Genomic DNA, 13,437 nt, shown 5'->3' on the forward strand with positions numbered 1-13,437 from the left:
CATTGTTCTGGTTTGACGCGTTTTCTTTGCGCGAACCGTATCCACTTCGCTCGAAAACGCTACGGCCTGGTTGATTGACCCTAGCCATATTGTCAGTATACTGTCAATTAAATTGCACCGACAAGAATGATGGGAGGCTTGCCATGGAAGCCGTGCAGAAGACCCCGGAGCGCGAGGCATTCTACAAGAAGATCGACGGCCAGAACCTCTCGGCGCTGTGGAACGTGATGAACGATCTGATCACGCCGGAGCCGAAAAGCGCCTGCCGTCCTCACTTATGGAAGTTCGACCAGATCCGCGACTACATGAACGAGGCCGGCAAGCTGATCACGGCCAAGGAAGCCGAGCGCCGCGTGCTGGTGCTGGAAAATCCCGGCCTGCGCGGCCAGTCCAAGATCACGACCTCGCTGTTCGCCGGCGTGCAGATGGTGGTGCCGGGCGACATCGCTCCCGCCCATCGCCATGCCCAATCGGCGCTGCGCTTCGTGCTCGAGGGCAAGGGCGCGTTCACTGCCGTCGACGGCGAGCGCACAGCGATGTCGCCGGGCGACTTCGTCATCACGCCGTCGATGACCTGGCACGACCATTCCAACGAAACCAATGAGCCGATGTTCTGGCTCGACGGGCTCGACATTCCGATGGTGCAGTTCTTCGACTGCTCGTTTGCCGAAGGCGCCAAGGAGGACCAGCAGTCGATCTCCAAGCCGGCCGGCGCGAGCTTCGCGCGTTACGGACACAATCTGCTGCCGATCGACCAGAAGCGGACGTCGAAGACCTCGCCGATCTTCAACTACCCCTATGAATACACCCGCGAGGCGCTGGAGAAGGCCAAGGTCGGCGACGAGTGGGATGCCTGCCACGGCCTGAAGCTGAAATTCTCCAACCCCGAGACCGGCGATTTCGCGATGCCGACCATCGGCACCTTCATCCAGCTGCTGCCTAAGGGTTTCAAGACCGCGCGCTATCGCGCAACCGATGCAACCGTGTTCGCCGCGATCGAAGGCAAGGGCCGCACAAGGGTCGGCGACCAGACCTTCGAGTGGGGACCGCGCGACCTGTTCGTGGTGCCGAGCTGGCACTGGGTCACCCACGAGGCCGATGCCGACTCCGTGCTGTTCTCGTTCTCCGACCGCCCGGTGCAGCAGAAGCTCGACCTGTTCCGCGAGGACAGGGGCAACGCGTAACGATCGTCTGCGCAAGGCACGCAGCGCTCACCTCACGTCGTCCCGGCGAAGGCCGGGACCCATTACCACCAATCTCGATTGGTTGAACGCGTTGGGGCCCCAGCCTTTTTCTAACAACCACGCCCCGTGGTTATGGGTCCCGGCTTTCGCCGGGACGACACCTTGTGTGTGGCGGCAGCGTGCTCTCACCGCCAGTGCAGCAACCGCGTCTCGAGCAAATTGATCAACTTACCCACCGCAAGCCCGAACAGCGACAGGATCACGACGCCGGCGAGCAGCTGATCAGTCTGCATCAGATTGCCGGCCTGCAGCACGAAGGCGCCGATGCCGTATTGCGCGCCGATCATCTCGGCGCTGACCACGAGCAAGAGCGCCACCGACGCGGTGATGCGGAAGCCGGCGAGGATCGAGGGCAGCGCGCCGGGCCAGATCACGCGGCGCACGATGGCGTGGAACGGCACGTTGAAGCTTTGCGCCATCCGGATCAGGTTGCGCGGCACCGCATCGACGCCGCTATAGACCGAGATCGCGGTCGAGAAGAACACGCCTAGCGCAATGGTCGCAATCTTCGGCTCCTCGCCGATCCCGAGCCACAGAATGAGCAACGGCAGCAGCGCGATCTTCGGGATCGGGAACAGCGCCGAGATGAAGGTGATGCCGACGCCGCGCGCCATGGTCGACAGCCCGATCGCAAAGCCGACCACGACGCCGGCGGCCGTGCCGATGAGCCAGCCGGTACCGATCCGCATGATCGACCACGACAAGTGCTGCCACAGCGCGCCCGACATCGCGAGCTTATAGATCGCGACCGCGATCGCCGACGGCGCCGGCAGGAACAGCGGATTGACCCAGCCTGCGCTGCCGGCGAGCTGCCAGATCGCGATCACCAGCGCGAGCGCGATCCAACCGGCACGGCGGCTGCCGCCGGGCGTAAAGCCGGCGCCACGAAACGCGACGGGGCGCGTCGCTTCCACCGATTGGTCCTTGGTATCCTGCGGAGAGCGCTCAAGCATGCTGGACCTCGCGCTCGGCATCGATCGCTTCCTTGCGGATCAGCGACCACAGCTCACCTTGCAGCGCGGCCATTTGTCCGCGGGCATCCGCCATGCCACGCTCGGCGCGCGTCATCGGGATGGCCACGATCTCCCGGATGCGGCCGGGACGGCGCGACAGCACCACGACGCGATCGGCGAGCCGCACCGCCTCCTCGAGATTATGCGTGACATAGACCGCGCCCATTGCACCGTCGGCGAGCAGACGCACGAAATCCTCCATCAGGAGCTCGCGGGTCTGCGAATCCAGCGCCGACAGCGGCTCGTCCATCAGCAGGATCGCGGGACGAACCGCGAGTGCCCGCGCAATGCCGACGCGCTGGCGCATGCCGCCGGACAGCTGCTTCGGATAGGCGGCGCGAAAATCCGACAGCCCGGTGCGGCGCAGCGCATCGTCGATCACGGCGCGGCGCTCGCCGGCACTCAAGCCCGTATGGAGCAGCGGAAACGCGACATTCTGCTCGACCGTGCTCCACGGCAGCAGCGCAAAATCCTGGAACACGAAGGTCAGCGGATTGAGGCTGCCGGCCGGCGCCGCGCCGCGCAGCTCGGCGACGCCTTTGCTCGGCCGCAGCAAGCCACCAAGAATGGAAAGCAGCGTGCTCTTGCCGCAGCCGGACGGACCGACGATCGCGACGATCTCGCCGGCGCGCATCGTGAAGGAGACATCGTCGAGCACGTCGAGCGCGCCGAAGCGATGGCTGATATGGTCGGCGATCAGGTCCATGGCGTCATGAACTCACTGCCAGACCCGTCACCCCCGCGCAAAGGCTACGCCTTTGTCGCTGGAGGAGCCGCGCAGCGGCGTCTCGAAGGGTCGACGGCCCGGATGTAGCAGCTCGGCCGTCGACCCTTCGAGACGCGCGCAAGTGCGCGCTCCTCAGGGTGACTGGGATAGAGTTGTGCACGCGGTCCCACATCAATCCGCCTTCACATAATCCTTGGCGATGATCGCATTGGCATCGAAACCCTTGTCGACGAAACCCTGCCCCTGCAGCCATTTGATCTGGTTGTCGAGGTTCTTCACGTCGAGCTTGCCGTCGGGATCGATATAGGCGCAGTTGCCGACCACCTGCGCCACCGGCAGGTTGGTGTATTTGGCGATGATCTCGAGCAGCGGCCCGGTCTTGTCGTTGATCGGCGCCACGCCGTCCTTGATCGCAGTCAGGATCACGTCGTGATATTCGTGGTCGGCACGGGTCAGCGCGGTGAGCAGCCTGGTCACCAGCGGTGCATTGGTCAGCGCCTTCGGCGACGCGAAGATGGCCCCCAGCTGCCACGGCGTCTCGTCGCCGACCCAGCCGAGCAATTTCGCGCCGTTGGAATCCATCAGCGTCCGCGCGGTCGAGACCGGCAGCAGCGCGGCGTCGACGGTTTCGCCCTTCAGCGCCGCGGCCGCGTTCGACAGCGACTGCAGCGGCACCACCTTCACGTCGGACAGCTTGAAGCCGTATTTGTCGGCGAGCAGGCCGAGCGAATAATGGAAGCTGGAGCCGACCTGGGTCACCGCGACGCGCTTGCCCGCCAGATCCTTCGGCGTCTTGAGGCCGCTCGCATAGGCGTTGTTGCTGGCGAAGTAGCCGATGAGGGGATAGCCGGCCTTCTCGCGGCTCATGCCGCCGATCACCTTCAGCGTGCCCTTTCCGGCGAGATTGTAGAGCCCCGCGGTGACGGCGGTGATGCCGAAATCGACGTCGCCCGACGCGGTCGCGACCGCGATCGGCTGTGCCGCGTCGAAGAACTTCAGCTCGACATCGAGCCCGGCGTCGCGGAAATAGCCCTTATCCTGCGCGATGAACACCGGCGCCGAGGACGACAGCCGCAACACGCCGATCTTCGCCTTCAGGAGATCATCGGCCCGCGCGAGGCCGCTCGCAGCCCACACCAGGAGACCCGCGAGTGCGAGCCGCGCCCAACCCTTCATTGCCGTCTCCACTCATAATCCTTCAGGCACGGCCTGATCGCGGCCGATGAACGCGCCCTGCTTGCCGAGCTGTTGTTGCAACTTTTCGACGGAAATGTCGCGCGGAATCGTATTGCCCGACAATGCGAGCGCGGCAGCGGTTCCCGCTGCCTCGCCCATCACAAAGCAGGCACCGGAGACCCGCGCCGCCGATTGCCCTTCATGGGTCATCGAGGCGCAGCGGCCGGCGATCAACAGATTGTCAACGCCTTCGGGCACCAGCATGCGGTACGGCAATTCATTGTAGCCGCGGCTCTCCGGGATCGGCGGAAACTCGAAGATCACATCGCCTGGCACATGGGATTCCTTCGGCCAGCCATTGACGCCGATCGAATCTTCGAACGAGGCGCAGCCCAGCACATCCTCGCCGGACAGCATGTAGCCGCCGATCACACGCCGCGTCTCGCGGATGCCGAGCTGCGGCGGCAGATCGACGATGTAGGAATTCTCGAAGCCGGGCACCGTGCGCAGGAACTTGAACGCCTCGACTGCCTGGCGGCGCCCCTCGATCTCGCCGCGCGTCATGTCATCAGGATCGATGCCGGAGATGGCGCCGCCGTCGTTGCGCGTCACCTGGGTGAAATTCACCCGCCATTCGATCTGCGATTTCTGCGGCCGCACGATGGCGGATTTGCGCGGGAATTTATGCGTGCCGGCAGCCTCGGCCTGCGCCATCCGCGCCGGGATGGTGCGCCAGGCATCGCCGGCCTTCGCGGGATCGATGCCGTTGAGGCGAAACATCATCGAGGGGTAGAGCATGCCGCCCTGGTTGTCGCCGACCTCATGGGGCGCGCCGGCCCACACCGCGAGATCGCCGTCGCCGGAGCAATCGATGAAGATGCCGGCCCGCACCGCCTGCCGCCCGGCCTTGGTTTCCACCATCAGCGCACGGATGTGCGAACCGTCCATGACGACGCCGGCGCCGAGCGCGTGGAACAGGATGTCGACCTTGTGATACGCCAGCAGATCATCGGCCGCGATCTTGTAGGCCGCGGTGTCGTACGCCTGCGCGAAGATCTTGCCGAGGATCAGATGCGGCGCGTTCAGCCCGCCGAGCCGGTCGATCCGCGCCAGCAGGTCGGAGGCGATGCCCTGCACCACGCGGTGCATCTCGCCGAAGATGTTGGCGTGCAGTCCGCAGAAGTTGGTCACGCCGGCCGCGGTGCCCATGCCGCCGAGAAATCCGTACCGCTCGATCAGCAAGGTCCGCCGTCCGGCACGCGCCGCGCCGACCGCTGCCGCGATGCCGGCCGGTCCGCCGCCAAGCACCACCACGTCATATTCGCCATAGACCGGAACCTGCCGCGCAGGTTCTTCGATCGTGCTCGCTCGCATCATTTCCGCCCTGAACAAAGTTGATTGGGCCAACTATGAATTGATGCAGATTGCAGTACAATCCACCAAATTATGTAATCAGCTGTCGCGAATCGAGAAAGGCCCGAGCAAGGCAGATGGATACGCTGGTTAATCTCGAAGCCTTTCTCGCCACCGCCGACGCCGGCGGCTTTTCCGCCGCGGCGCGCAAGCTCAATATCGCGACATCCGTTGTCGCCAAGCGCGTCACCCAGCTCGAGGAGCGGATCGGCACCGCGCTGTTCCACCGCTCGACCCGCCAGTTGCGGCTGACCGAGGCCGGGCAGCAATATGTGCATCGCGCCCGTGGCGTGGTTGCCGATGTCGGCGATCTCTTGTCGCGGATGGGCGAGAAGCAGCGCGACCTCTCCGATCATCTGCGGGTCAAGGCGCCGACCTCGCTGACGGTTGCGCGGCTCGCCGATGCCTTCACGATCTTCCAGAAGCAGAACGGAAGCGTGAAGCTCGAGATCGTGATGATCGACCGCCCGGTCGATCCGGTCACCGAAGGTTTCGACCTCGCGATCGGCGCCTTCCCGCATTCCTTTGGCGGCGTCGTAGATGAACCTTTGTGCCGGCTGCCGCGCCTCGTATGCGCCTCGCCGGCCTATCTGAAGAAGCACGGCATACCGAAGCATCCGCGCGACCTGGTCGATCATCGCTGCCTCAGCTTTTTGCCGACCGGACCGGAATGGCCGTTCGAGGGACCGCGCGGCCGCATCAATATCCAGGTGCGCCCGATCCTCTCCTCGAACGAAGGCCGCGTGCTGACTCAAAGCGCCATCGCCGGCAACGGCATTGCGCTGCTCTCGCATTATCTGGTCGCGGACGCGCTGCGCGACGGCGCCTTGCAGCCGGTCCTCACCGACTTTCCGATCCCCGAATTGTGGGTCAAGGCCGCCGTTCCCGAGCGTCGCATCGATGCCGCCGCGGTGCAGGCGCTGCTCAAGACATTGAAAAAATCGCTGTCGCTGCCGCTGTAATGCGACGCCGGCCTTGCCGTCGGCATGCCGACCTGAGACAAGGACGCGAAAGGGATCCCCCGCTTGAAACGCCTGATCTCAATGTCGTTTGGTCTCATCATCGTTGCGACGCCCGCGGCGGCGATCGAGACCTGCCGCTTCATTGAGGCCAGGGCGGAGCGCGAGGCCTGCTACCATAGGCAGGAGCAGGAACTTGCGGCGAAGCGCAAGCCCGAGCCGCCGGCGACACGGTCGAGCGAATCGAAGACGTTCGATCAGCTGCAGCAGATGCGCCGCGACGACGAAGAGGTCTATCGCAGCATGCGCGGCATCTGCCGCGGCTGCTGAGCTTACGCGCCGCCGCCCCAGCGGCCCGCGCGCTTCTCGGCGAAGGACGCAAGCCCCTCGGCAGCTTCCGCGGTCTGCCGCTTGGCCGAATGCAGATGAACGAGGCGTTTGTAGGCCTCATCGTCCACCGCCATGCCGCCGAACGAGCTTTCCATCGCAAGCTTCTTGGTCTCGGCCATCGCATCAGGGGCATTGCCGAGCAGCTGCTCGACGACCTTGGCGCCGGCGCGGTCAAGATCGGCCAGCGGCACCACCTCATGGACGAGGCCGATGCGGCGGGCATCCTCGGCGCCGAACCGTTCGCCGGTCAGCGCGTAGCGGCGCACCTGGCGGACGCCGATCGCATCGCAGAGCTGCGGGACGATGATCGCCGCGGTCAGACCCCAGCGCACCTCGGTGATCGAGAACAGCGCATTGTCGGCCGCGATCACGATATCGCAGGCCGAGATCACGCCGGTGCCGCCGCCGAAGCAGCCGCCCTGCACCAGCGCCACGGTCGGGACCGGCAGCGTGTTGAGACGCTGCACCGCCTCGAAGGTGGCGCGCGATGCCGCCTCGTTCTCCTCGAACGATTTCGGCCGCACGCCGTTGATCCATTTCAGGTCGGCGCCGGCCTGGAAATGCTTGCCGTTGCCGTTCAGCACGACGACGCGCACCGGCCTGGTCGAGAGATCGTCGATCGCGGCGAGCACGCCCGCAATCAGCGCGCCGTCATAGGCATTGTTGACCTCGGGACGATTCAGCGTGACGGTCGCGACCCCGCGCGCATCGAGGCTCCACAGGACTGGGCTGGCCGACATGACGTTTCTCCCTCGTTCGGCATTGCTGTTGTCTTGTACCAGCTTGCACTATGGCGAGAGCAGATGCCTTGATCCATCACTTTCGAGCGCGCGCGACCGCGCCACGCGCATGACGGGTTGCGCGATGCCCCGCGCTTGTGGAAACTGACGGGGCACATTGCGGAGAATTGTTCCACTCATGCGTATTTGCATTTTCGGCGCGGGCGCCGTCGGCAGCCACTTCGCGGTCCGGCTCGCGCGCGCCGGCCACGATGTGTCCTGCGTGATGCGCGGGCCGCATCTCGACGCGGTCAGGACCAGCGGACTGACGCTGAAGGTCGGCGATAGCAGCGCCACCGCGAAGGTGAAGGCCTCAGCCGATCCTGCCGATCTGGGGGCACAGGACGTCGTCATCAGCACACTGAAGGCGACCGGCATCGGCGTGCTCGCAACCGGGCTCCCGCCGCTGCTTCAGCGCGACACATCAATCGTGTTCGCGCAGAACGGCATTCCCTGGTGGTATGATCTCGGCCTGCCGCCGCAGCATCCCGCCATCCCCGACCTCGGCTTCCTCGATCCCGACGGGCATTTGCGCAGCGCCGTCCCGAAGGAGCGGATCATCGGCGGCGTGATCTTCTCCTCCAACGAGGTGGTCGCGCCCGGCGTCGTCGCCAACCTGTCGCCGGACCGCAACCGCCTCTTGATCGGCGAATGCGACGATCGGCAGAGCGAGCGCATCGTCCGCCTGCGCGCGGCGCTCAACGACGCCTCAATCGAATCGCCCGAGGTCAGGGAGATCCGCGAGACGATCTGGTCGAAGCTATTGACCAACATGTCGATGTCGGTGCTCTGCCTGTTGACCGGACTGACCGCGCGCGGCGTCCGCGACGATCCTGACATGCAGGACGTGATCCCGCGCCTGCTCGACGAAGCCAATGCGGTGTCGACACGCTATATCCCCGCGGTCAAGCGCGTCACCCGCAGCGGGCCGGCGCCGGACCACAAGCCATCGATCCTGCAGGATTACGAGCTCGGGCGCGCCATGGAGATCGACGTGCTGGTGCGCGCACCGGCGGCATTTGCCAGCGCGGCCGACATTTCCACCCCGATGCTCGACCTGATGGCCGCGCTCGCGATCCAGAAGGCGCGTGACAAGGGCCTGTATCAGGGCTGAAAATCCGACCCACCACGATAACAAGCAGGGACATCGAACCATGCAAGTCAAGGACAAGGTCTGCGTCGTCACCGGCGGCGCGAGCGGGATCGGCGAAGCGGTGGCGCGGGCCTATGCGGAGGCCGGCGCGCGCGGCGTCGTGGTCGCCGACCTCAGGACCTCGCGCGACCGGCTCGCCAGCGTCGCCGGCGATATCGACGGGCTCGCGGTCACCGCCGATGTCGGGCTCGACGAGGACATCAAGGCGTTGATCGCCGCGGCCGAGGACAAATATGGCCCAGTCGACGTGTTCTTCTCCAACGCCGGACTGTCGCGCAAGGGACAAGAGACCGCGTCCGATGCCGACTGGGACGTGAGCTGGCGCGTGCACGTGATGAGCCACGTGTTCGCGGCGCGCGCGCTGGTGCCCGGCATGCTCGCGCGCGGCTCCGGCTATCTCATCAACACCGCATCCGCCGCGGGGCTATTGGCCTCGCTGAACTCGATGCCTTACGGCGTGACCAAGAACGCCGCGGTCGCGCTCGCCGAGCATCTCGCCATCCAGTATAGCGATCGCGGCATCCGCGTCTCCGTGCTCTGTCCGCAGTCGGTGCAGACGGGGATGACGACGCCGGGCCCGAGTGCCGCGCGCGTCGACGGCGTGCTGCAGCCGGGCGAGGTGGCGCGGATGGTGATCGAGGCGATGGCGGAGGAACGTTTCCTGATTCTGTCGCATCCGCAGGTGCAGGAATACATGCAGCGCAAGGCCACCAATCGCGAGCGCTGGCTGTCCGGCATGCGCCGCCTGCGCGACCGGATCTATGGCGGTGCGGCGTCAGGCTGACGGTGGCGCGAATTTCTCCAGCAGGCCGGAATAGGCCTTGGCCGCGGGCGACGCGTAAGCACCGCGACGCGACGTCGTCAGCTTGAGGCCGGCAAGCGCCTCCGCCTGCTTCACCGCGGCGGCCACGCCGTCGACCACAGGCGCGCCGAACTGCATCGACAGCTCATGGGCAAGATCGGCCATGCCGGCGCAGCCGAGCACGATGGCGTCCGCGCCCTTGTCCAGCGCCCGCGCGATCTCGGCCTCCAGCTTGGCCTTGGCGCCCGAACCCGGCTTCTCGAGATCGAGCACCGCGACGTCGCAGGCGGTGACCACCGCGCGGTCGGCAAAGCCGTAGCGGCGCACCAGTTCCTCCAGAGGGACGATCGAGCGCGGCAGCGTGGTGACGATGCCGATGCGCTTGGCGATCTGCCCGGCGGTGACCAGCGCCGCCTCGCAGATGCCGACCACCGGATAGCGCGCCGCCGACCGCGCGGCATCTAACCCGGTGTCGTCGAAACATGCGACGATGCCGGCATCGGCATCGGGCGTCTTCAGCAGCGCCTCGATCAGCCCGGGCACGGCGAAGGCCTCGTCATAGAAGCCCTCGATCGAGGCCGGTCCCATCGCAGATGTGGCGGCGGCGATCTCGGTGCCCGGTGCGGCCACCGCTTGCGCCGCGGCCGCGATGGTCGCGGTCATCGACGCGGTGGTGTTGGGATTGACGATCAGGATCTTTGTCATGGGTGGAGAATAACATCCCTTTCGCGGCCAAGCGTAGCCCGGATGAGCCAACGGTCGCGCGAACGCGCGCCCGATGACAGGCTCCGCGATATCCGGGACCGATCTCGCCCTCGGCATGCAGACCCCGGATGTCGCTTCGCTCATCCGGGCTACACACCTATGCATGCTTCGCCACCCAGCCCGCGAAGGCATCGAGCAGTTCGGTCATCACCTCGCGGTCGTTGCGGCCGGAGCGCTTGAGGACATGGAAGGAGTGGTCGGCCTCCTGCACCAGATACAGCGTCGCGCGCGTGCCCAATCCCTTCACCACGGGCTCGAGCAGGTCGAGCTCGGCCAGCGCATCGCGCGTGCCCTGCAGGAACAGCAAGGGGATCTTGACCTCGGCGAGATGCTTGGCCCGCTCGCTCGACGGCTTGCCGGCGGGATGCAGCGGAAAGCCGAGGAACACCAACCCGCGCACGCCGGCGAGCGGCACCTTGCCCTGCGCCTGCGAGGTCATGCGTCCGCCGAACGACTTGCCGCCGGCGAACAGCGGCAGTTCGCCGCAACGACGCGCGGCTTCCGCCACCGCGGCGCGCACCGTTGCATGGGCGACGGCGGGCGGATCGGGCCGCTTGCTGCCCTTCTCCATGTAGGGAAACTGATAGCGCAATGTCGCGATGCCGCGCTCCGCCAGACCCTCCGCGATCACGGCCATCGACGGATGCGTCATGCCGGCACCGGCGCCGTGGGCAAACACATAGGCGCTGCGGGCCTGCGCCGGCCGCAGCAGCAGCGCGGACACCGTGCTGTCGTCCGAGACGGTGATCGAAAGCGGTTGCGCGCCTGACGCGTTCAAGATGACATCTCGAAGAATTGTTGCGCCGTTACTTCTAGTCGCAGGCCTCGATGCGCGCAAATGCCGCCGCAACCGGCACGCCGCAAGTGAACTGGCTCACAGCCAACCAGCATTTCCTTTGCAACATTTCCGTTGTTAGACCAAGCGCCGCCACTGTAGGATGGCGCACACCGCATCACACGCTTAACGCGAACTGGTTTTCGGCGAATTTTAACAACTCGTCCATATGACGCGCGGGTACCGCGAATTGGGGGAACGGGGCATGCCTCGCAAGACGATATTCGTCATCGGACTGTTGATTGTCGCCGGCGTCCTCTATTTCAAGGACGATATCGAGACGGTCGCGAGCGGCTTCCGCGTCAAGGTCGTCGACTACCAGCCGCCGGCAAAGACCGTGTGGCTGGATCAGAATGTCAGCGCCGAGCGGCTGCGCTGGTTCTATCACGCCGACCAGGGCACGCGGACCTTCGGCATTCCCCATGAATGGTTCATGGCGCTGGAGCAGCCGACGGTCTGGCCGCTGTTCACGGCGGCGCCGCGGCTCAGCGAGACCAATTATCTCGGCCGCTTCGGCTTTATTCCCGACACGGTGATTCCGGGCAAACCGGATGCGCTGCCGATCGGCTTTGCGCAAGGCGGCCCGATGGCCGATGCCAACGGCGCCCCCTGGCGCAACCCGCACAGCAAGGCCGACATGACCGGCGTCGGGCTGACCTGCGCCGCCTGCCACACCGGAAGCTTCAACTATCGCGGCACCGAGATCGTGATCGACGGCGGGCCGGCCAACACCAATCTGTTCGAATTCCAGAAGAGCGTCGGCGTCTCGCTGCTGCTGACGCGGTTCTGGCCGGGGCGCTTCTCGCGCTTTGCCGACGAGATCCTCGGCAAGGATGCCAGCCTCGACGAGCGCATGGCGCTGCGCGGCCAACTCGACCTCGTGCTGAAGCAATACGCCAACATCAATTCGCTCGAGAACAGGGTCGCCGCCAACAGCGTCGAGGAAGGCTATGCGCGGCTCGACGCGCTGAACCGGATCGGCAACCAGGTGTTCTCGATCGACCTGAACAACCCGAACAACTACGCCTCGCATTCGGCGCCGGTGCATTTCCCGCGGATCTGGAACGCACCCTGGTTCAGCTGGGTGCAATATGACGGCTCGATCATGCAGCCGATGGTGCGCAACGCCGGCGAGGCGCTCGGCGTCAGCGCCGAGCTCAACCTGCTCGACGAGTCCAAGGGGCTTTACAAATCGAGCGCGCGGATCGACGTGCTGCACGAGATGGAGCGGATGATCGCCGGCGAGCCGCCCAGCGAGGACAAGGGCTTTAGCGGACTGGCGTCGCCGAAATGGCCGGAGAACATCCTGCCGCCAATCAACATGGATCTCGCGAAGAAGGGTGGCGAGCTCTACAAGACGCATTGCCAGGGCTGCCACGGCCCGGCGATCGACAGCAAGGCGCTGCCCGCGAGCGAAGCCTTTGCGCTGTTCAAGGACAAGAAGCGCTGGCTCAAGAACGAGGCCGGCCAGCCGCTGCTCGACGTCGAGATGATTCCGATCAGCCATATCGGCACCGACAGCGCGCAAGCCGAAGGCCTCGCGCACCGCACCGTCGAGACGCCGGCCAATCTGAACATCAAGGACGGCAGTTTCGGTCCGGCGCTCGGCGACCTCGTCGAGAAGACCGTCGACTATTGGTACGACCAGAACAAGGTCCCGCCGGAGGATCGCAAGCGCATCAACGGCTACCGGCCGAACGAGATCCAGGCGCCACTCGCCTACAAGGTCCGGCCGCTCAACGGCATCTGGGCGACCCCGCCCTATCTGCACAACGGCTCGGTCCCGACCATCTACGCACTGCTGTCGCCGGTGAAGGATCGTCCCGCAACCTTCTATCTCGGCAGCCGGGAGTATGATCCCAAGGATCTCGGCTATGTCTGGAAGGACAAGATCAAGAACGCCTTCCTGCTCGACACCACCAAGCGCGGCAACAGCAATTCCGGACACGAATTCTCCAACGAGAAGCGCACCGGCGTGATCGGGCCGGAGCTGAAGGAAGACGAGCGCCGCGCCCTGATCGAGTTCATCAAGACGCTGTAGGCCCCGAAGGGGCTGCGCCCACTCTCCCGCTTGCGGGGGGCCTATCGCGTATGACGTCTGCGGAAATCGTCCGCGGGCTGCCTTCGCCTCTCCCGCTTGCGGGGGAGGCCGACGCGCGCTGCGCGCGCGGCGGGTGGGGG

Annotated in this window: 13 protein-coding genes; 6 read left to right on the plus strand and 7 right to left on the minus strand. The window is 65.6% G+C overall.

What is annotated here, in order from left to right:
- Positions 1-143 precede the first annotated feature (143 nt).
- Positions 144-1,184: a gentisate 1,2-dioxygenase gene (gene gtdA, locus XI02_RS43405; protein ID WP_016844090.1), complete on the plus strand. Its 1,041-nt coding sequence runs from the start codon at positions 144-146 to the stop codon at positions 1,182-1,184.
- A 185-nt stretch (positions 1,185-1,369) separates the two neighbouring features.
- Here the strand turns inward: gtdA and XI02_RS43410 are convergent, their stop codons facing one another.
- The 4 genes from XI02_RS43410 to XI02_RS43425 form a co-directional block, all read right to left on the minus strand.
- Positions 1,370-2,197: an ABC transporter permease gene (locus XI02_RS43410; protein ID WP_172646431.1), complete on the minus strand. Its 828-nt coding sequence runs from the start codon at positions 2,195-2,197 to the stop codon at positions 1,370-1,372.
- A complete protein-coding gene (locus XI02_RS43415) occupies positions 2,190-2,963 on the minus strand; it encodes an ABC transporter ATP-binding protein (RefSeq protein WP_172646430.1) in 774 nt (257 codons plus the stop codon). Before XI02_RS43415 ends, XI02_RS43410 begins: the two co-directional genes overlap by 8 nt.
- Before the next feature lie 192 nt (positions 2,964-3,155).
- A complete protein-coding gene (locus XI02_RS43420) occupies positions 3,156-4,160 on the minus strand; it encodes an ABC transporter substrate-binding protein (RefSeq protein ID WP_172646429.1) in 1,005 nt (334 codons plus the stop codon).
- 12 nt (positions 4,161-4,172) lie between these two features.
- Positions 4,173-5,534 carry an FAD-dependent oxidoreductase gene (locus tag XI02_RS43425; RefSeq protein ID WP_172649003.1) on the minus strand — a complete coding sequence of 454 codons (1,362 nt, stop codon included), beginning with the start codon at positions 5,532-5,534 and terminating at the stop codon, positions 4,173-4,175.
- A 116-nt stretch (positions 5,535-5,650) separates the two neighbouring features.
- Here XI02_RS43425 and XI02_RS43430 point away from each other — a divergent pair, with 116 nt between their 5' ends.
- A complete protein-coding gene (locus XI02_RS43430) occupies positions 5,651-6,535 on the plus strand; it encodes a LysR family transcriptional regulator (protein WP_172646428.1) in 885 nt (294 codons plus the stop codon).
- A 63-nt stretch (positions 6,536-6,598) separates the two neighbouring features.
- The gene (locus XI02_RS43435; RefSeq protein WP_244980894.1) at positions 6,599-6,862 is read left to right on the plus strand and encodes a type VI secretion protein; all 264 of its coding nucleotides are present in this window, start codon (positions 6,599-6,601) and stop codon (positions 6,860-6,862) included.
- A 2-nt stretch (positions 6,863-6,864) separates the two neighbouring features.
- Here the strand turns inward: XI02_RS43435 and XI02_RS43440 are convergent, their stop codons facing one another.
- A complete protein-coding gene (locus XI02_RS43440) occupies positions 6,865-7,662 on the minus strand; it encodes an enoyl-CoA hydratase-related protein (RefSeq protein WP_172646427.1) in 798 nt (265 codons plus the stop codon).
- A gap of 178 nt (positions 7,663-7,840) precedes the next feature.
- On the opposite strand from XI02_RS43440, the gene XI02_RS43445 reads away from it, so the two are divergent.
- Complete coding sequence (locus tag XI02_RS43445; RefSeq protein WP_172646426.1) at positions 7,841-8,815, plus strand: 2-dehydropantoate 2-reductase; 975 nt, start codon at positions 7,841-7,843, stop codon at positions 8,813-8,815.
- Between the two features lie 40 nt (positions 8,816-8,855).
- A complete protein-coding gene (locus XI02_RS43450; protein ID WP_172646425.1) occupies positions 8,856-9,638 on the plus strand; it encodes an SDR family oxidoreductase in 783 nt (260 codons plus the stop codon).
- On the opposite strand, the gene XI02_RS43455 is transcribed toward XI02_RS43450, so the two are convergent.
- Both XI02_RS43455 and XI02_RS43460 read right to left on the minus strand, forming a co-directional pair.
- The gene (locus XI02_RS43455) at positions 9,630-10,361 is read right to left on the minus strand and encodes an aspartate/glutamate racemase family protein (RefSeq protein WP_172646424.1); all 732 of its coding nucleotides are present in this window, start codon (positions 10,359-10,361) and stop codon (positions 9,630-9,632) included. The two genes, XI02_RS43450 and XI02_RS43455, sit on opposite strands and share 9 nt — an antisense overlap.
- A 157-nt stretch (positions 10,362-10,518) precedes the next feature.
- A complete protein-coding gene (locus XI02_RS43460) occupies positions 10,519-11,199 on the minus strand; it encodes an alpha/beta family hydrolase (protein WP_172646423.1) in 681 nt (226 codons plus the stop codon).
- Positions 11,200-11,461: 262 nt separating this feature from the next.
- Here XI02_RS43460 and XI02_RS43465 point away from each other — a divergent pair, with 262 nt between their 5' ends.
- Positions 11,462-13,297: a cytochrome c gene (locus XI02_RS43465; protein WP_172646422.1), complete on the plus strand. Its 1,836-nt coding sequence runs from the start codon at positions 11,462-11,464 to the stop codon at positions 13,295-13,297.
- Positions 13,298-13,437: the final 140 nt, after the last annotated feature.

This window comes from Bradyrhizobium sp. CCBAU 21365 (assembly GCF_015291305.1).
GTDB lineage: Bacteria > Pseudomonadota > Alphaproteobacteria > Rhizobiales > Xanthobacteraceae > Bradyrhizobium > Bradyrhizobium elkanii.